Origin of the sequence: Priestia sp. J2, from assembly GCF_020790095.1 — a bacterium.
Lineage (GTDB): Bacteria > Bacillota > Bacilli > Bacillales > Bacillaceae_H > Priestia > Priestia zanthoxyli.
Window position 1 is genome coordinate 3,820,981 of the sequence record NZ_CP086208.1, and the last position, 19,429, is coordinate 3,840,409.

The following is a 19,429-nucleotide window of genomic DNA, read 5'->3' on the forward strand; positions in this document are numbered from 1 at the left end:
ATTAAAAACCAGCATTTTTCTTTTATCATAAAGAAAGAATGAGATTTAATAGTGACAGGTGAATAATATGGGTGAAAATCAAAGAAATGTTAGTAGATTTGACTGGAACTTGGCTTTCCTAATCTTCCTATTGTTTTGCGTAAGCGTTGTGGCAATCCATAGTGCTGAAAAAATTGGGCAGTATGATAAGAACTTCGTAGCGCAACAAGTTGTTTTTTATATTATTGGAATGGTGATTATAGGATTTGTCATGCGTTTTGACTCCGATCAGCTTCAAAAGCTAACGTGGGTTTTTTATGGATTTGGGAACTTTTTATTGCTTCTTTTACTAGTGGCTCCTTCAAGTATTGCCAGAGAAATTAACGGGGCAAAAAGTTGGTTCACACTTCCCGGCTTCTCGTTGCAGCCATCAGAGTTTATGAAAGTGTTTTTGATTATCACACTGAGTACGGTCATTGTTAAACACAATGAAAAATATCGTATCCGAACAGTAAGAGAAGACTTTTTACTGCTTGGTAAACTAGGCGCTGTACTTGCTTTACCTTTATTGTTAATCATGCAGCAGCCTGACTTAGGTACCGCTCTTGTGTTCTTAGCAATCACAGTTGGACTTGTATTTGTTTCAGGCGTAAGCTGGAAAATCATCGCGCCTGCATTTTTAGGTATTACAGCGGTTGGTTCTGTTATTTTGGGACTTGTTGTTTATGCACCTAACTTATTAGAAAAGTATTTAGGGGTTAAGCAATACCAATTTGGACGTATTTATTCTTGGCTTGATCCTGAGTCGTATAGTTCCGGAGAGGGCTATCATTTAAAGAAATCGTTAGATGCGATTGGGTCAGGAATGGTAAACGGTAAAGGGATCGGAAATGGAGTTGTCTATTTGCCAGAAGGACAGACCGACTTTATTTTTGCGGTTATTGGAGAAGAGTTTGGCTTTATAGGCGCCAGCATTGTTATTAGTCTTTTCTTCGTACTCGTTTATTACTTGATCAAGCTAGGGCTTGAAACAAAAAATGAATTCAATTCTTACTTATGTGTAGGCGTTATTTCAATGCTTACGTTCCACGTATTTCAAAATATCGGTATGACCATTCAAGTCTTACCTATTACCGGAATTCCACTTCCTTTTATTTCATATGGAGGTAGTTCACTGATGGGGAACATGTTTGCAATGGGTCTGATGTTTGGAATCTCATGGCATCACAAACGCTATATGTTTGGAAATGATTAAAGAGAGACAATGGTCTCTCTTTTTTCTTTTATCTCCCTATTAAGCATGCTACAATAAAGAAAACGCTTTCAAAATCTGTTTTAAAAGGAGTAGATATGCATGCTTGATTACCAATATCGTCGCAAAGCCTATGCTATTTTGTTAAAACAGACATCCGCACCTTCATCTACAACTTCTTTTTCCACCTGGCTCATACAGCTACTAAAACGAAACAAGTAAAAAAGGTGTGCTACTGCACACCTTTTTTACTTGTTCGACAGCGACGTTAAGCCAATCTGCCTAACGATTTTTTTACTGTCTTCATTTAATCCTTTTACAATAACCTTTTTATTCAATCGCTCATACTTATCGATAATTTTTGAGATGCCGATCACGGCCGATTGATCCCATATATGAGAAGAACTAAAATCAATAATGATGGTATCTGGGTCTGTTTCATACTGAAATTCATCCATAAAGAAACTGATGGTAGCAAAAAATAATTGCCCTGAAACCCTGTATTGCTTCATATTGCCTTCTTTTTGTGAAGTTGTTTTGATTTTAGCCATCTTCCAGCCAAATACAATCGTACTTAAAACAATACCTACCATTACTCCTAATGCTAAGTTATGTGTAAACAATACGATAACCACCGTAACAACCATTACAATGGCATCCGATAGCGGATATTTCGTTAAGTCTTTAAGGGACTGCCAATCAAATGTACCGGCAGCTACCATAAACATAACGCCTACAAGAGCAGCCATTGGAATTTGTTTAACAACATCGCCAAGCACCATAATTAAGAACAATAAAAAGACTCCGGCGACTAAGGTAGATAACCTTCCACGTCCCCCTGATTTTACATTAATCATAGATTGTCCAATCATGGCACAGCCAGCCATTCCTCCAAAGAAACCTGTTACAATATTAGCAATGCCTTGACCGCGCGCTTCTTTATTTTTATTCGAAGGCGTATCTGTAATTTCGTCCAGTACCGTTGCCGTTAGCATAGATTCAAGTAGGCCTACAATCGCCAAAGGAAGCGAATAAGGTAAAATGATGAGCAGTGTCTCCACTGATAAATCAACCTTTGGAAAGTGAAGAACCGGCAATGAACGCGTAATATTCCCCATATCTCCTACCGTTTTTAAATCTAAATGAAAGACAATCGCTACAATCGTCATCAAGACAATCGCAACAAGCGGAGATGGTATTGCCTTGGTCATGAGCGGAAATAAGTAGACGATGAGCAGCGTTCCGGCTACCATTGCGTACATCATCCAATTTGCTCCTTCAAAATGCGGAAGCTGTGCGGTAAAAATCAAAATACCGAGCGCATTTACAAAGCCAATCATCACTGTTTGAGGAAGAAACGATAAAAACCTTCCTACTTTCAAAACACCAAGTAAAATTTGAATAATTCCGGTTAAAACAGTAGCTGCAAATAAATACTCAATGCCATGATCTTTGACTAAGTTAATCATCAATAAAGACATTGCTCCTGTTGCAGCTGAAATCATAGCTGGTCTTCCACCTGTAAAAGCAATCACAATTGCCATACAAAAAGATGCATACAGACCAACCATAGGATCGACACCGGCGATAATGGAAAAAGCAAGGGCTTCTGGAATAAGCGCAAGAGCAACTGTCATCCCTGACAAAATGTCTGCTCGAACATTTGAAAACCACTGCTGTTTAATACTTGCCATCATGATGGTTTATCACCTCTTATGAATTTTTTATACGATTTTCGACTTTCACGAAAATCAAGGCCGTTTTTAACGTATCAAATCGTACCATACAATTTCCTATTTGGAAACAATTAATTTTCGCAAATAAAAAGACGAGAAGCTTGATTGCTTCTCGTCTTTTTATTTGTTACGCGGCAGCATTTCGCTTCCATTCAGCAAATAAATGAAATTATGTTCATTCATTAATTGCTGCTTCAAGCGCAACAACAATCATATCGTTGAACGTCGTTTGACGTTCTTCTGACGTTGTTTCTTCACCAGTGAAGATGTGATCACTTACTGTTAAAACCGACAAAGCATTACGGCCGTATTTAGCCGCTAGCGTATACAGAGCCGTCGTTTCCATTTCAACTGCCAATACGCCGTGAGCTGCTAATTTTTCTAGCTGGCCGTCTTCATTGTAAAATTGATCAGATGTAAATACACTTCCTACTTTTAACTGAAGGCCTTTTTCAACACCTGCATCGTAAGCGCGCTTTAATAAATCAAAGTTAGCTGTCGGTGCGTAGTCAATAGGACCAAATTTAACGCGGTTCATTTGTGAATCACTTGACGAAGACATGGCTAAAATAACGTCACGTACTTTTACATCTTTTTGGATTGCTCCGCATGTACCCACGCGAATTAGGTTTTGAACACCATATTCATTCATTAGTTCATTTACATAAATAGCAATCGATGGTACACCCATTCCCGTTCCTTGAACAGAAACGCGCTTTCCTTTATATGTTCCTGTAAATCCAAGCATACCGCGCACTTCGTTATAGCAAGTTACATCTTCTAAAAACGTTTCTGCAATGTATTTTGCACGAAGTGGATCACCTGGAAGTAAAATTGTTTCTGCAATATCACCTTGTTTTGCCCCAATATGTACGCTCATTTCGTACCTCCTATATGTAAAAAATCTTACGCTTTCACTATACCATATTGTATCCCTTGCATGTCTATTTACTTCTAACATTATGCGTCAAAAATAAAAAGACATACTGCCCAAAAAATGGCGTAGTATGTCTTTTTATATAAGGGTACGCTAATAGCGCAAGGGATTTACTAACTTTAGCTGAGGTGATATGTATGGGGAAAAAACATCGCAACCGAATTAATTCGCCTAAAAAGAATAATCACATTCCAAAAGAAGCAATTATAGCAGAACATGAAGCCCATGGAGATGAATATTCAGCAACAAACCGAAAAAATGGCCCTGGTCATCATACTCGTGATTACTAAGAGTCAACATATAAATAAAAAGCGGCCAGATAGGTCGCTTTTACCTTATGTTTAACGTACGTGCAGGCGATTCACTTTTTGCCATCCGTCTGTCCATAGCTTGTAGTAATACTTCCCTCGAGTACCTTCATCAATTAACAAAATATCGCCTGTGCTAATAAATCTCGCATCACAATCTTTTGGCAAATTATCAGCAATATTAAACATCTGAAATACTTGTGTTGCTGCGTCTTGATGATCGAATGCTGTAATCGTTAGACGATGGACAGGCTTATATCCGCGCTTTTCACCTTTTTCTTCTGTTTGCATAATGGTTACATCATATTCTGTGCTAATATTAAATTGTTTTTTTATTGTGGTCCACACACTCAACATTCTTCCCTCCACCCAAAAGCAAGTATTTACTCTTTTACGTCATGTATTCTTATATAATTAGTGATAAAATCCGAAAACCCTTTATCGAATCAAAACGTTTTTTGTCGAAATTACTAGTTTTTTCTTATTAAACATGTACATAAAATATTTGTTTCCCATTTTATCATTAGTTGTTTTTGAATGGATGAATCAATAGGCCTACTTAAACAAAATGAAATATTAACGAAAAAAATGTAACCATTGCTCCTATTTTTGGTTATATAGGCGCTTAGAAAGGAGGTAGACTCCTAATGACCAAGCAAGTCCTACACAATATCCAGCTAGTATATCCGTTAAAAAGTGTACGCCTAAATACAAACGGCTAAATCCAATTAATAAAATAATAATAGCAATTACGCATGCAGCTGCCGTTTTAATAGCCCTGCTTCTTGTATACATCCATATTAACAAAAGCACTCCGCTGTAAAACGCCATTGAGTTCATGGCATGTCCGCTCGGAAAACTATAGTGAGAGGCGGGAACGACTTGACTCCAATCAGGTCTTGGTCTTGCAAAAATCTCCTTCAATCCCCAATTTAAAGCGCGAACTCCCCAAAAAACAAGCGTGATATATAAAGCGAGCAATCCTTTTCGTTTATAAAGAAGAAATACTATAATGGCAAACCATATTGGCGCAGTGACATACCAAGATCCTACAGTTGTTATAAATATGATGATGGGTGTTAACGTATCCGTCCTCCATCCTTCAATGGTATGAAGTACATTAAAGTCAAGCTGTTTCACCCAAGGTGTATTAAACGTAAATAAAATGAGTAAAAAGAAAGCTAAAAGCGATACAATAAATAGAGAATATTTTGTAGTGCGATTTACCATTTTTTATTTCCTCCAACCTATTAAAAGAAAAAGCATGTAGCGTGCTACATGCTTTACTTATTCACACGTTTTGGCTGAATATAGTCTTCCGGCTTGGGAGCTTGATGAACGACAAATTCAGCCGAAAATTCCTCTTTTGCATTTATTTTTTTCGTTTGTTTTGATTGCGGCATATACCTCTCTCCTTTCTTTTTACTGTCTTTAATATACGAAAAATAAAGGAGAGCTATGCACGTTAGCTATAGCGTGAAATAATATTGGTTAATCTATTTTTTAACTGAGGAATTTCTTTTTCAGAAACATGAACATGAACGAGCGACTCATCTGCATCCAGCATTTCAGATAAAAACCCCCCAAACCCTCTGGCCCGTCGATCTACTTCTATAAATAAATCGTAGTCATGTAAGCCGCTCGGCTGCACGATGATTTCAATTTCATCTACTTTCCCAGCGTACACTCCACCGCTTGGAACAAATTCAAATTCTTGAACAAAAGGAAGTCTTTTTCTCATCCTGCGAGGAGCTTCTTCGCACTCGACTTGGCGCAAGCGAAAGCCAAGCTGTTCCATCGCTTCAATTGTGCTTGTTACCATAAGGTTAGGGAGCACTTTTACATGATCAATATCCGACGGATCAACCGCATCTTTAATATCGAGGCTCGTCGCCACCCACACTCGGGTTCTCCCTAATGTAACAGGCGTATCATCAGGCAGCTGAAAGGTAAAAGGAATAGACTTGGTTTCAGATGGTTGGATCGTAAACGGGTCGTTAATCTTAAACGTATTAAGTTCAATGTCCTGCTTGTATTTTTTATCGTCTCTTTCTTTTACATAGGTTGTGAATAGACGCAGATAGATGCTGTCAATTTTCTGCTCAACATTTCCGCCGTACACTTCAACAATCCCTTCAATCGTTTCACCAGCACGAAATTCATCATTGACAAGCTTAGCATCCACTCGCGCTGCACCAATTCCAATGCGGGCTAACGCTTTATTAAATAGCGCCATGCTTTTCCCTCCCCGAGTTCTTACTATTTATATAGTCATAAATGTCTTTTTGTAAACTTTTAATACTTTCATACGCTTCATCTGCTCTCAGCATTTTTTGAATGATGGTTTTAATGGGCGCCGACAAGCTTAGCTCTTGTTCCCAGCTTTTTTCTTGTTTATCCGTCGGCTCATAACCAGAATACAATAAAAATAAAAGAAAATGACCAAGCGCATAGATATCGCTTGCAACCGATGTTTGTCTCATAAACTGCTGTTCTTCTATAAGGCTGCTTGTTTCTTCATGAGCTCCCAAAAATCTTGCAAGACCAAAGTCAATAACATAGATGGTCCCGTTAACATCAATAATGTTTGGAATACGAAGATCACGGTGAACGATTCCTTGCTCATGAATAACGGAAACTACTTTTAGAATATCAAGTAAAATGTCAAGCGCTTTTTCTTCTGTATATACGCGCTTCTCTTCAAAAATTAAATCTTCAAACGTTTTTCCTTGAATCAACTCCATCACTAGAAAACACCCTTCATCTATTTCAACAGCTTCATACAGCGAAGGAATTTGAGGATGATCTAGTTGAGACAGCAGTTTTGCTTCATAATGAAAAGACTTCAGCCCCTGAGGCGTGCGCTGCTTCGTTTTGCGGAGCTGCTTTATTACTACCTCTTTTTGTTGCACAATGTCACTAGCAACATATGTTATACCATAGCTCCCCATTCCCAGTACATTTATGATTTCATAGCGCTCACAAATGACTGTTCCTTTTTTAAAAGGACGGTCAACTAGCCAGCGATGAAAGTGTTTGAACATTCGATTTTTCATTCCAAATCAACTTGAGAAAAAGCTTGAGAAGAAGCTTCCGCTTTTGCGTTTACGCTTGTAATGGTGATGACCATATTTTGAATGACTGTGGCTGTCATAATATTTGCTTCGTTTATAATCGCTACTGCTGCTATGGTGACGCGGACGTCTGTGATGATGATCACTGCTGCTGTAGTGGCGTGGACGTCGGTAGTGTCGATCACTGCTGCTGTAGCGGCGATGTTTAGATCCAGTTAATGATTCAAATATTTTTCTGAACATAAAGAAAACCTCTTTTCTTAACATTTGTTACCCTTTATACGTACGAAATGTTATAAAGGTTTCAAAAAGTCCCTTACCCTTTTTTAAAATAGTTAAACGTTTCAAAGGAGGCTTAACATGACTTCTACTGACACAAATCCCCTCATTAGATTGGAGGATGTTCTTCGTCTGCAGCAGATGATGCAGCACAAACCTCCTGCTATTCTCCCGCTCTCTTTTATTGGAGAAGATGTAAAATGGATTAAAGAAATTCGAAGAAAAGTAAAAAAAGCTAATCAAAACAATGTTACACGTACACAAGCTTATTTGGACTATTATCAAAAACACCCTGAAATTCACTGGGCTCTTTTAGCACACTTAGTTTCACGAAACGGCGGCTATTATATGACAGATCTCTCCACTACCTTAATAAAATCCCTGCTTTCATCAGAGAAACAGCACGCATACTTCTTGTTTTTAGAACATTCCAACTCAGCGATATTTCATGATGCTTACGCTCAGCTGTTACTCTATGAAAAAAGCAAAGAGCAAAACAGCAATCTGTTTCATTTACTCCCCGCCTTTCACATATCTTCTTTTATGAAAGCTGTTTGGAATGACTTTTGGCAGCACAGAAACAAAACGCTCTTATCAATAGCCCTGATTGTGAACGAACAGTATCATATCGAAAAAAATGTTCTCTTTAAAAAAGAGTTTCAGCGTGATGTTCTTAACTCTTGGCAGTTTCACACTCAAAATTTTCTCGGTATGACTCAAATCGTCTTTCCCTATTATTCAGGTAATAAAATTGATTTATGTGGAACGAAAGTCTACCATTTTGAGTCTGTGATAAGACGGATTGAAGTGGGAAAAACCCTATACGTTCTTCTTTTTTATTCAAACTTGCATGATGCTATTTATACCTTTAGCCTTAAACACCCTCATACAGGGTCTCGAAGCGATTATAATTCAGATATATTTACAAATGACAGAACTCATTCCAAAAAGCTCTATAGCCCGACTTTAACTATGAGCTGGGGAGACCGCGTACATCTTTTTTTAAGAAAAGAAGATTGGTTTGAAGACGAAAGCATATTTTCTCTTCTTGACTCTATTCCCGCTTCTTCAGTTAAAAAAATTCCCCTTCAGCATCATATAAAAGTGCAATCCGCTATAAAAGCTGCTAATCCTTTTTCATAACCGCTGTCTCATAAACAAAACGACGAGTTTCCCCGTCGTTACAGATGTATCTATCTTTTTATTCTTCATCTTGCTCATCAATAATACATTTATCAATGAGATAATCAAAAGTTATATCCGCTAATTCGCCTAGCTCTTCTTCAGCGGGAACATAGCCTCGCTTGACTAGTTCATTGTAAAAGAACTCCGCAATTTCTTCCGTATCAATGACCACTTCGATTTCTTTCACAATATCACTCCTTATCCCGTTTGAACGGATTAGCGTACCTTATTTTTCTTAAAAATAGGTTCACTCCATCTTCTGCTTGAAGTTTTACCTTATACACATTTATGAACAATTTGGCAATAGTATGTCTAAAATTTCAGCAGTTTAAATAGAAAGGTAATTATACCCATTCTTTTTTCATTACCATCGCCGTATACACAATAAAAGATAGCTAAGAGAGATGTGATGATCTATCTCGGCTATCTTTTATTTATTAGGCATCTACCTGCTATTTTCCTTGTTCGGATTTTGCTATCTTTTTTAAATGTTTCAGCACTAAGTTCATGACTTCAGCGTATTCTTCATCTTCAAAAAGCTCATACAAAAATTTATAATCATTGTACACATCTAAAAGACCGTTTATAATCTCATGCTTTTCTTTAGTTAACCTCACTTCTTCTTTTTCAGAACCGTTTTGTTTTTTCATCTTTGGTAGCAACTCCGTCTTTTTAATTTCTTTACCTAAATACAACATATCAACACTTTGAGCGTAATTTTCTGTTTCCTCATGAGGAGTTACGAGAATGAGTTCTTCTTCACTAGCCTCAAGCCATTCTCCATCTGTTACACGTGACAATTCATAGACAATATCTTCCCATGAATCCTCTTTATAACGCCATATTTCTGTTCGAATACCAATGATTTTAAATAACTCTTTTCCATAATTAAAAACCTGGACGATATCGCCGAAGAAAAATTTATATTCAAGCTCTACTCTTTCCTGTACTAATATTTGACCTTCATATTCTTCTAGAAGCTCAATTGTATCTTCTAAAAAAAGACCTTCACTATGGTTGATTTCGTATACAAAAATCCCATCCATCACTTTTATATCGGTAATAGTGCCAACGGTCCCGTATATTGTTACAACGACTGTTTCACCAATTCCGTATTTAGGTTTTTTCTTCCCTGCCATCGTCGCACCTCCTTAGTAAACATACACCTACTGAAAAGTTACAATATTATATGCAGTAACTAAAAAAGGGGAAGTATAACATCTTTAGAACCAAGCCTTTATTATCTATTGCCCTCTATCATTTTTTTCTGCTTATTGTACAGGCTAAGGAAAATAAAAAGATCCGAACGATTCATCGTTCGGATCTTTTTATTTTCTCACGCATTATTTTGATAAAGCTCCCATGCTTCATCAAATACGGTCATACTTGATAAATAATGTCCGTTGAGCTCTAAATAAGAACTCAGTTCGTCATAGTCTGTTGAAGATTTCGGGAAGCTGTGATCATCATAAGCACTTCGCGCAAACTCTCCCATTCGATCATGTTTTTTATTTGATCGGAATTTCATTATATAGTGATAAAAGGATTTCATCGTACTCCCCCTCCAGCGGTATGTGTATCTTTTCTATCATTTTTTCAAGAAATCTACAACTTTCTTCTGTGATATGTAGATGTCGAACACTGCAATATGAGTGTTTTACTGGACAAAAAATATTAAATTCATGTTACAGTTGCAAAACAAATTTCACTATTAGCGTAACGAATAAATATTGTTATATCAATATTTTTCTTTTTTCAAAAAGACATTTGTAACAAAAACACATCGTTTTTATAACAAAAGCGTTGATTCGACAGGTTTCTCAAGCCTTTATGTAATTGCAAAAAAGAAGAATTCATGTTTTAATTCCGTAGTGAAAGGTTATTCTAACAATAATCGCCATTTAAATAAATCTTGTTGGTGGGAGGTTTACATCAGCATATGTTGAGGAAAAATAATACTATGAATACTCGAAATGCTTACTTTGATAATGCTAAATTCGTATTAATTTTTTTAGTTGTATTTGGGCACATGATTTCTCCGTACCGAACAGATAGCAGCGGAATGCTGTCCATTTATCACTTTATCTTTATTTTCCATATGCCTGTCTTTATTTTACTAGCAGGTTATTTCTCGAAAAATTTCCATAAAAAAGGATATTACAAAAAAATATTTACAAAGGTGGCTCTTCCTTACTTAGCTTTCCAAACGATCTATACTCTTTATTATAGTGTGCTTTATACAGATGAAACGTACACGCTTCAATATTTGGTTCCTAGATGGGCAATGTGGTTTCTACTGAGCTTAATTTTTTGGAAATTAATGCTTCCTTTCTTTGCAAAATTCCCAATGTGGATTAGCTTAACTGTCTCTATTTCGCTTGGACTTGCAATGGGCTTCATTGATATTGACGGATTTGATAAAATTCTAAGCATTAGCAGAATGTTTGTCTTCTTCCCGTTTTTCCTTTTAGGCTACTATTTGTCACAGCGACAAGAGCCTTTTACAAATCTTTTGACAGCGCGAAATCGAATCATTGCATCCATCGTATTACTAGTTACATTAATTGGAAGCTATTCTTTCTTAGACGACACGGCTTACACAGATATGCTGTATGGAACGAACACGTACGACAATGTGGCCGAATTTTTAATGCGCGTTTCTCACTATGGAATTGCTTTTCTTGTATCTTTTGCCTTTATGGCTTTAATTCCAACGCGCGGTTTTGCTTTAACAAGCATTGGACAGCGATCACTATACGTGTATTTATTGCACGGCTTCATTTTAAAATGGTTCTTTACAACTGACTTCTCAAAAAGTCTAGAGCCAACATCATGGGGTATTATCGTCTTAATCGCACTGTCCATTTTAGTAACGATGCTTCTTGGTAGCCGTATTGTCGATTGGTTCATCACCGGTACCAAGCTCATCGTTCAGTTTGTTACACCTAAAAAAGCCATTCAGAAATTTTCATTAGCATTCAAACGTACGTTTTCATAAAAGTCATACTCCTTTAGGAGTATGACTTTTTTCATTTTCTTTAGAGAAACCAAGTAAATAATTTCATTTTGCTGAATTTTATGTTAACGTTTTAATATCTAAAGGAAGGGAGTTTTTCAAGATGGAATTAGCATATTATGCTGGAGAGTTTAGAGATATTAACGAGGCTGTTATTCCAATTGATGAACGCGGTCACCAGTTTGGAGACGGTGTTTATGAATTTATTCGTGTATACAAAGGAGTTCCGTTTTCGATTGAACGTCACTTAGACCGCTTAGAAAGAAGTGCAAAGGCAATCTTTATTGAACTGCCGGTTTCAAGACAGGAACTAAAGGACATCATTCGTCAAGGAATGGAAAAATCAACGTTAAAAGACGCTGATATTTATATTCAAGTTACGCGCGGGATTGCTCCTCGAAATCATTTATTTCCTGATGTACCTGCACAATTAGCACTCACAATACGCCATCCTCGCCAAACACCTGAAGAAGCCTATGAAAAAGGCATTTCCACTCTTCTATTGGAAGACGAACGATGGGCTAATTGCTATATCAAATCATTGAACCTACTTCCTAACCTTCTGGCCAAACAAGCTGCGGCTTCTAAAGGGTGCAAAGAAGCTATTTTAGTAAAAGACGGATACATAACCGAAGGGTCGAGCAGCAATGTATTTGCGATAAAAGACAACGTCTTGTTCACGACTCCTGCCACAAGAAAAATTCTATCCGGTATTACGCGCGCTAACGTACTGGAATGTGCGCAGGAACAAGCCATTCAAATCCGAGAACAAAATATGACTCCTTCCTTTTTAAAAGACGCTGATGAAGTTTTTATTACGAGCACGTCCGTTGGTCTTTTGCCCGTTTCGAAAATAGACGAAGTCGAACTTCCAACTGTTCGTCCTGTTACAGTAGCTTTAAAGCACGCATACAGCCTACGTACTGCTGGAACAAAGGCTTATCAATAAGAAAATCCGCCCCTTACAAAATAAGGGGCGGATTTTTAGAATTTAAAGTAGTTGCGCTTTAATAATCTTGGCACTTTTAATAGCTCATCATACCGAATGGATTCATCAAGTTTTTTTGTATCGACAAGAAGCAGCTGTGTTTCCACTTCTTCTATGATCTCTTCTTCTTGATATGACATCCCGCAACCTGAACAGCTGATACATGGCATATGAGTAATTTCGATACTTCTCGTTCCATCTGGCAATTCCCAGTATGCGGTATTGGTTGTTTCTACCGCTTTTTCTTCTTCGCACCATGCGCATTGAACAGTCATATTACAGGACCTCCTTAAGATGATGGAGCATCGTCGCTTTTACCGTCTTTTTTCAATTGAGCTTTAAACTTTTTATCTTTTAATTCATCTCTTTTTTCACGTTTGTCTTTTAGGCTTTCGTGAGCACTGTCACTTTCATATGTTTTACGTCTTTTTACTCTCCCTAACCCTTCCGGTACAAGGTTGAATTGAGCATCATTCATAAGACCCGAGATGCCGATGGAAGAATCTTTAGCATCCGATTCTGGATAAACAGCTCGAAAATAATCATCTGCACGCCCAGGCACATAGCTTTCTGGCTCCGGATACGTCGTAATCACGCCTTCAAAGTTTCGCAGAACAACTTTACTTGCGCTTTGACTAATAATATAGTTTGGTTGAACGGCAATCTTTCCTCCACCTCCTGGCGCATCAATAACAAACGTTGGAACAGCATAGCCAGACGTATGACCTCGCAGCCCTTCCATAATTTCAAGCCCTTTGGAAACAGGTGCGCGGAAATGCCCAATTCCTTCTGATAAATCACATTGATAAATATAGTAAGGACGAACGCGTATTTTTACTAAATCGTGCATAAGCTTTTTCATGATAGCTACGCTGTCATTAATCCCAGCTAAAATAACCGCTTGATTGCCAACTGGAACGCCTGCATCGACAAGCATTTCACATGCTTTTTTTGTCTCTTCCGTAATTTCAATGGATGTATTAAAGTGAGTATTTAACCACACTGGATGATATTTTCTTAAAATGGCACATAAATTTTCCGTTATTCGCTGGGGAAACACAACGGGTGCTCTGGTGCCAATTCGAATAATTTCCACGTGGGGAATAGCTCTTAAATTTTTCAAAATATATTCTAAAATGTTGTCATTAATCAGCAAGCCATCACCGCCTGAAATGAGTACATCTCGCACTTCAGGTGTTTTGGCGATATAAGCAATCGCAGCATCTAACTGTTTTTTTGGAACGCCCATTCCAATTTGTCCTGAAAACCTTCTTCGAGTGCAGTATCTGCAGTACATGGAGCATTGATTGGTAACTAAGAACAAAACGCGATCCGGATAGCGATGAGTCAATCCTGGCACTGGAGAATCTTCGTCTTCATCTAGCGGATCTTCTAGATCGTATTTTGTTTTATGAAGTTCTTGGCCAACCGGAACAGACTGCATACGGACGGGGCAGCGAGGATCATCTGGATTCATTAAAGATGCATAGTAAGGCGTAATATTAAGCGGAATGGTTTTGGTTGAAATGCGCACTCCTTCTTCTTCTTCAGGAGTTAAATTAATGACTTTTTTTAAATCATCTAGCGTTCGAATTGTGTTTGTTAATTGCCAAATCCAATCGTTCCACTTTTCCTCGGGCACATCTTTCCATAATTCGATATCTTTCCAATGTCGGGACGGCTTATATAAATCATATAACATACAATCGCTCCTTTATGAAGATTTACTATTGTTATATGTTACAGCCCATAAATTGGTTAATTATTTCTCATCCTTTACTTTTTGATAGATCCTTCACCCATACGTTCATATCTTCTAACGATTTATAAATGTAACAATTATTCGTTAACCGTCCCGTATAGGTATACCCAAGCTGATGAAAAGCGGCATTCATCCCAAATGAAAGCGCTCTCGCTATTGTGTATGCACAAAAAATATGCCTCTGTTTTAGCTCCGCCTCTAGTGCGCTTAATAAATGCTTCATGAATCCATACTTTCGGTAAGCAGGGAGAGTCGCACAATCCGTTAGTTCAGCATTGTGATAGACATAGTCAATTTCAGCAGAAGCAGCGCTAACGATATCGTTCTTGTCAACGATGATATAAAACAAATTATCTTCTTGAAGCAAACTAAAGAGATACTCTTCTTCATAGAGGGGAGTCGGATACACTGTGAAGATTTGACGGTAGAGCTGAGAAAGTTGTTTGGCGTCAGATGAAATGGCTCGGCGCATGATCAGTTGATTCGATAAAGGAGAATAATCAGATGTCGGCAAATTCAAAACATCTTGAAGCAGCTCTGTTTCTTTTAACGTCTCCCCGCTGTCTCGGCGGGATTGAGACGTATAGTAGCATAAAAGATACGCGTCGCTTCCGTTAAAATAGTAGGGAACAGTTGCTTCTAAAGAAAATCCCAAGCTCATCCAGTCCAACAGATGTTCGGCACGTGCTTTTATAATCCACTTTTCGTACGTTGCCTTATCCATTTCTTTATATATATAGCTGTAAATATCGTTCACATTTCCCCGGTAATCATCCATTCTCAGACGCTTGTTACATTCATCTAAAAAAAGAGTCATAGCAAAGGTTGGTTGACAAATAGTTTCTTGTTTCGCCATTTGTTTGTATCCTCTCCCTTTTTAGCTTAGTCCGCAATACTGCACCAGTCTGCTACGGTGAGCGCAATAATTTCTGCTGCATCAAGCATCGTTTGAATACAAATATACTCATTTGGAAAGTGGGCTACTTCTGTTACTCCTGGTCCAAACACAACTGTTGGAATATCTCCAACTTGTGACAATATCCCTCCGTCCGTTCCCCAAGGAGATGCTTCAATGATCGGCTGTTTCTGTTTCACATGATAAAAAGAGGACGAAAGAGAGGTCATAAGCGGATGCTCTAATTCAATTTCACCAGGAAGCCAGTGGGCCCCAAACCATTCCAAGTCGACAGGATGCTCAGCAAACCACTCATCACACTGAGGCAAAAGTTCAAGCCACGATTTCATTTCCGCTCTGACATTTTTCATTTTTTCATGCGGAGCAACTCCTATCCTGCCTTCTAATACTACTTGATCAGCAACTGAAGAAGGCCACGTTCCTCCTTGTATATTTCCGATATTAATGGGCACGGGAATGGGAATTTTATTATAGAGCGGGTCTGTAATTCGGCTGTTTCTCTCTTTTTCAAGACCCTCAATATGTTTAAGCACAACAGCTGCTTTTTCAATGGCACTCACGCCTTCATACCGAGTCCCTCCATGTGCTGCTACTCCATGTACGGTCACGCGAAACCACATCGAGCCTTGTTGTTTAGGAAAGATCTTCATGTTGGTTGGTTCTGGAATAATGGCACCATCTGCTTTATACCCTCTAAGCACGCAGGAAAGTGTTCCTGCCCCTCCGCTTTCCTCTTCTACTACGCTTTGAAAAATAACATCTCCTTTTAATGAAATACCTAGCTCTTTTAATGCTTGAATCGCTAAAAGTAACGACACATTTCCTCCTTTCATATCCGTTGCACCGCGCCCATATAAGTTTCCATCTTTTACAACGGCCGTATAAGGGTCTTCCTTCCACTGTGAAAGATCGCCGGGAGGCACAACATCAATATGTCCGTTTAAAATGATGGATTTTCCCCCACCTTTTCCTTTTAACACGCCTACCACATTCGGGCTATCTCGGAAACTAGAACGGTTGGAGGCAAAAGCTTCATGGGTACGAAGTGTTTTTTCGTCTGGTTCCCATATATCAATATCTAACTGCAGCTGTCGAAGGCGTTCAATGACAATTGCCTGCGCATGCTTTTCAGAACCCTGTACGCTTGCTTCTTCTACGAAACGCTTGAGTAAACGCACTGCACTTTGACGATGCTCTGTCATCCAGTTATGAATAGATTGCTGTATGTTCATGTAATGGTCCTCCTTATCGTATCGTAATCAATTGATCACTCAGGCGAACTGTCGCTTCTGTTGAACTCAAAATATCCTCTACGGTATAAGGAGACATTAACTCGGTTAGAAGAAGCGCATCTTTTTCTACTTTAAAAACCGCCCGATCCGTAATAACTAATCCCACGCAGCCCGAAGCAGTAAGAGGTAAAGAGCATGTCTTGACCAGTTTTGGTTCTCCTGTCTTGCTCGTATGATTCATTAGCACAATGACTTTTTTCGCTTTTTGAGCTAATTCCATCGCTCCTCCCATCCCAGGAACTCGCTTACCTGGCACAATCCAATTAGCTAAATCCCCTTTTTCACTCACTTCTAACGCACCAAGAATGGTCATATCGACGTATCCTTTTCGAATCATCGCGAAGGCTGTAGCACTATCACAGTATGAAGCCCCTTGAACAGTAGTTGTTGGATAGCCTGCTGCATTGCAGACATTCTCATCTTCTTCACCTAAAGGAGGCGAAGATCCTAACCCTAAAATTCCGTTTTCAGCATGAAACATCACATGAACAGCGCTTGGTACATAATTAGGAATAAGAGAAGGAATGCCAATCCCTAAGTTAACAATCATGCCGTTTTTGATTTCAGCCGCAGCACGTCTTGCAATACGATGACGAATATCTATTCCCAAACCCATTTCCAATTCACTCCTTTTGAAGGCACAATATAATCCACAAATACGCCTGACGTCATCACATTCTCTGGGTCAATGTCGCCAAGAGGAACGATTTCCTCCACTTCAGCAATAGTTATACGACCTGCCATAGCCATTAATGGATTAGTGTTTCGAGCGCTTTTATCATAGAGCAAGTTGCCGAATGGATCTGCTTTTTTTGCATATACAAAAGCCACGTCGGCTGTGAGCGGTTTTTCAACTAAAAATGTCTTGCCGTCTACTTCCACTTTTTCTTTTCCAAATTGAATAATGTCATTTTCTATTCCTACATCAATCAGTACTCCTCCAAGTCCAACTCCCCCCGCTCGAATCCGTTCAGCAAGCGTTCCTTGAGGAGAAAACTCAACTTTCAGCTTTTCTTCTGTCATCAGCGTTCCAGCCACGGGATTCGATCCAATGTGAGAAGCGATCAGTTTTTGAATTCTTCCTTGACTTACTAATTTTCCCGCACCAATATGAGGAAAGCCTGAATCATTACATATCAGTGTGAAATTTGATTTTTCGCTTTCAATAAGGCCGTCAATGAGAGAAGGCGGACTGCCTACGCCTCCAAACCCTCCTATCATCAGCGTAGCAGCATGATCCACGTATTCAATTGCTTGTTCCACAGTTGTAATCTTTTGAAATGAGTTTTCGACCTTTGTCACTTATTTCACCTCATTTCCCTGTTTTTCATTTTGTACTTCATACAATGTTTTCGAAAGCAACACGACCGCTTCATCAAGTTGGCGATGAGTAATCGTAAATGGCGGCGCAATAATAATACCGTCTCCTTCTACTCCATCTGTTCCTGCTTGTGAAGGATAAAGGAGAAGACCATTTTTATGGGCTTTACTTATTACGCGCGCCGTCATATTTTCGGAGGATGAAAAAGGCTCCTTCGTTTTTGGATTTTGTACAAGCTCAAGACCAACTAGTAAGCCTTTGCCACGAATATCACCAATGATAGGGTAAAGAAGTTGAAGCTCCTTCAATTTTTTTACTAAATAGGCTCCTTTCAGCGCTACTTGTTGAACAAGATCGTTCTTTTCAATATAGGCTAAGACAGCTAGCCCTACAGCCGCTGACAGCGGATTAGCGCTTAGCGTATGGCCGCTCATAATTAATTTGGATCCGTTCATGATAGGTTCAATCGTTTTGCTGCTAGCTAACGTAACGGCTATCGGTGTATATCCTGCTCCCACTCCTTTTCCAAGCGTCATGATGTCTGGTTTAGCTCCCCAGTGCTCATATGCAAACATCACGCCTGTACGCCCAACTCCAGTCATGACTTCATCGGCTATCCATAACACATCATATTTATCACAAATTTCTCTTATCACTTCATAATAACCGGGTGGAGGTGTAAGAGCTGCTCCGGCAGCTCCTACAATGGGCTCTGTAATAAAAGCAGCAATATGTTCAGGGCCGGTTCGTTTGATAACTGTTTCCAATTCGTGTGCACAAGCAAGATTACAGGATGGATAGGTTTGATGAAACGGACATCGATAGCAATAAGGAGGTGAAACCGAAGGATAATCTTCAAGCAAAGACGAGAAACGTTTTCGTCTTCCAACGTGCCCTGACATAGACAGCGCTCCTATTGTAATACCGTGATAGCTCATCCAGCGTGACAAAACCTTTGTTTTGGTTGGCTTTCCTTGCTCTTGAAAATGCTGAATGGCTGTTTTCATAGCCGTTTCAGTCGCTTCTGTCCCGCTGTTAACAAAAAAGCTCCACTGGAAATGATTGCTGCTTAATTCACATAGTTTCTTAGCTAAGGCTTCCGTCGGATCGCTTGTAAACTGCGACCGATATACAAACGCAACTTTCTGTGCCTGATCCGTCATCGCATCAATAATTTCTTTTACGCCGTGTCCGATACTTGCTGTAACTGCCCCTGACGAAGCATCTATGTACTTTTTTCCATCTTGGTCGTACAAATAAATTCCTTTTCCATATGAAATAACTGGGTAGTCGTCGTCGAGCAGCGGCTTTATCACATGGGTCTTATTCATTTCCGCACTCTCCTTTCAAACACATACTCTTATTAAACTGTATGCTGAAAAGA

The 19,429-nt window shown here is 38.8% G+C and carries 22 protein-coding genes; 5 read left to right on the plus strand and 17 right to left on the minus strand.

Going from position 1 to position 19,429, the window contains the following annotated elements:
- Positions 1–67 precede the first annotated feature (67 nt).
- Entirely contained in the window at positions 68–1,234 is a 1,167-nt protein-coding gene (locus LJY09_RS19835; RefSeq protein ID WP_014458560.1) for an FtsW/RodA/SpoVE family cell cycle protein, read from the plus strand.
- Between the two features lie 245 nt (positions 1,235–1,479).
- On the opposite strand, the gene LJY09_RS19840 is transcribed toward LJY09_RS19835, so the two are convergent.
- Together LJY09_RS19840 and deoD are read right to left on the minus strand one after the other, a co-directional pair.
- Positions 1,480–2,928, minus strand: coding sequence for a SulP family inorganic anion transporter (locus LJY09_RS19840; RefSeq protein ID WP_028415109.1), 1,449 nt, complete (start codon positions 2,926–2,928; stop codon positions 1,480–1,482).
- Positions 2,929–3,142: 214 nt separating this feature from the next.
- A complete protein-coding gene (gene deoD, locus LJY09_RS19845) occupies positions 3,143–3,847 on the minus strand; it encodes a purine-nucleoside phosphorylase (protein WP_013058711.1) in 705 nt (234 codons plus the stop codon).
- A gap of 194 nt (positions 3,848–4,041) precedes the next feature.
- Here deoD and LJY09_RS19850 point away from each other — a divergent pair, with 194 nt between their 5' ends.
- A complete protein-coding gene (locus LJY09_RS19850; RefSeq protein ID WP_013058712.1) occupies positions 4,042–4,194 on the plus strand; it encodes a hypothetical protein in 153 nt (50 codons plus the stop codon).
- 51 nt (positions 4,195–4,245) lie between these two features.
- Here the strand turns inward: LJY09_RS19850 and LJY09_RS19855 are convergent, their stop codons facing one another.
- The 5 genes from LJY09_RS19855 to LJY09_RS19875 form a co-directional block, all read right to left on the minus strand.
- Positions 4,246–4,569 carry a hypothetical protein gene (locus tag LJY09_RS19855; protein ID WP_013058713.1) on the minus strand — a complete coding sequence of 108 codons (324 nt, stop codon included), beginning with the start codon at positions 4,567–4,569 and terminating at the stop codon, positions 4,246–4,248.
- A 246-nt stretch (positions 4,570–4,815) separates the two neighbouring features.
- Positions 4,816–5,442, minus strand: a complete 627-nt coding sequence (locus tag LJY09_RS19860; protein ID WP_028415110.1) for a phosphatase PAP2 family protein — start codon at positions 5,440–5,442, stop codon at positions 4,816–4,818.
- 235 nt (positions 5,443–5,677) lie between these two features.
- Entirely contained in the window at positions 5,678–6,448 is a 771-nt protein-coding gene (locus tag LJY09_RS19865; RefSeq protein WP_028415111.1) for a sporulation protein, read from the minus strand.
- On the minus strand, positions 6,435–7,268 hold the full coding sequence (locus tag LJY09_RS19870; RefSeq protein WP_047749946.1) for a serine/threonine protein kinase: 834 nt from the start codon (positions 7,266–7,268) through the stop codon (positions 6,435–6,437). Before LJY09_RS19870 ends, LJY09_RS19865 begins: the two co-directional genes overlap by 14 nt.
- Positions 7,269–7,274: 6 nt before the next feature.
- Positions 7,275–7,529: a hypothetical protein gene (locus LJY09_RS19875; protein WP_080754470.1), complete on the minus strand. Its 255-nt coding sequence runs from the start codon at positions 7,527–7,529 to the stop codon at positions 7,275–7,277.
- A 117-nt stretch (positions 7,530–7,646) separates the two neighbouring features.
- On the opposite strand from LJY09_RS19875, the gene LJY09_RS19880 reads away from it, so the two are divergent.
- Complete coding sequence (locus LJY09_RS19880) at positions 7,647–8,708, plus strand: DUF2515 family protein (RefSeq protein WP_028415113.1); 1,062 nt, start codon at positions 7,647–7,649, stop codon at positions 8,706–8,708.
- Between the two features lie 58 nt (positions 8,709–8,766).
- Here the strand turns inward: LJY09_RS19880 and LJY09_RS19885 are convergent, their stop codons facing one another.
- The 3 genes from LJY09_RS19885 to LJY09_RS19895 all read right to left on the minus strand — a co-directional run bounded on the left by LJY09_RS19885 (position 8,767) and on the right by LJY09_RS19895 (position 10,302).
- Entirely contained in the window at positions 8,767–8,937 is a 171-nt protein-coding gene (locus LJY09_RS19885; RefSeq protein WP_013058720.1) for a YozD family protein, read from the minus strand.
- Between the two features lie 265 nt (positions 8,938–9,202).
- Positions 9,203–9,889 carry a hypothetical protein gene (locus LJY09_RS19890; protein WP_013058721.1) on the minus strand — a complete coding sequence of 229 codons (687 nt, stop codon included), beginning with the start codon at positions 9,887–9,889 and terminating at the stop codon, positions 9,203–9,205.
- Between the two features lie 197 nt (positions 9,890–10,086).
- Positions 10,087–10,302 carry a YozE family protein gene (locus tag LJY09_RS19895; protein WP_013058722.1) on the minus strand — a complete coding sequence of 72 codons (216 nt, stop codon included), beginning with the start codon at positions 10,300–10,302 and terminating at the stop codon, positions 10,087–10,089.
- Between the two features lie 408 nt (positions 10,303–10,710).
- Between LJY09_RS19895 and LJY09_RS19900 the strand changes: the two genes are divergently transcribed.
- Both LJY09_RS19900 and dat read left to right on the plus strand, forming a co-directional pair.
- On the plus strand, positions 10,711–11,748 hold the full coding sequence (locus LJY09_RS19900; protein ID WP_013058723.1) for an acyltransferase family protein: 1,038 nt from the start codon (positions 10,711–10,713) through the stop codon (positions 11,746–11,748).
- 121 nt (positions 11,749–11,869) lie between these two features.
- Positions 11,870–12,715: a D-amino-acid transaminase gene (gene dat, locus LJY09_RS19905; RefSeq protein WP_028415114.1), complete on the plus strand. Its 846-nt coding sequence runs from the start codon at positions 11,870–11,872 to the stop codon at positions 12,713–12,715.
- A 35-nt stretch (positions 12,716–12,750) separates the two neighbouring features.
- Here the strand turns inward: dat and LJY09_RS19910 are convergent, their stop codons facing one another.
- The 7 genes from LJY09_RS19910 to LJY09_RS19940 all read right to left on the minus strand — a co-directional run bounded on the left by LJY09_RS19910 (position 12,751) and on the right by LJY09_RS19940 (position 19,376).
- Entirely contained in the window at positions 12,751–13,029 is a 279-nt protein-coding gene (locus LJY09_RS19910) for a YokU family protein (protein WP_013058725.1), read from the minus strand.
- Positions 13,030–13,043: 14 nt separating this feature from the next.
- Positions 13,044–14,456: a lysine 2,3-aminomutase gene (ablA, locus tag LJY09_RS19915; RefSeq protein WP_028415115.1), complete on the minus strand. Its 1,413-nt coding sequence runs from the start codon at positions 14,454–14,456 to the stop codon at positions 13,044–13,046.
- Between the two features lie 67 nt (positions 14,457–14,523).
- The gene (gene ablB / locus LJY09_RS19920; protein WP_028415116.1) at positions 14,524–15,372 is read right to left on the minus strand and encodes a putative beta-lysine N-acetyltransferase; all 849 of its coding nucleotides are present in this window, start codon (positions 15,370–15,372) and stop codon (positions 14,524–14,526) included.
- Positions 15,373–15,398: 26 nt separating this feature from the next.
- Positions 15,399–16,664 (minus strand): peptidase, encoded by a 1,266-nt coding sequence (locus LJY09_RS19925; protein ID WP_028415117.1) that lies wholly within the window; start codon positions 16,662–16,664, stop codon positions 15,399–15,401.
- Between the two features lie 13 nt (positions 16,665–16,677).
- Complete coding sequence (locus LJY09_RS19930) at positions 16,678–17,340, minus strand: 3-oxoacid CoA-transferase subunit B (protein WP_028415118.1); 663 nt, start codon at positions 17,338–17,340, stop codon at positions 16,678–16,680.
- Entirely contained in the window at positions 17,325–18,026 is a 702-nt protein-coding gene (locus LJY09_RS19935) for a CoA transferase subunit A (RefSeq protein WP_028415119.1), read from the minus strand. Before LJY09_RS19935 ends, LJY09_RS19930 begins: the two co-directional genes overlap by 16 nt.
- Entirely contained in the window at positions 18,027–19,376 is a 1,350-nt protein-coding gene (locus LJY09_RS19940) for an aspartate aminotransferase family protein (RefSeq protein WP_098999605.1), read from the minus strand. It abuts the gene before it with no gap.
- Positions 19,377–19,429: the final 53 nt, after the last annotated feature.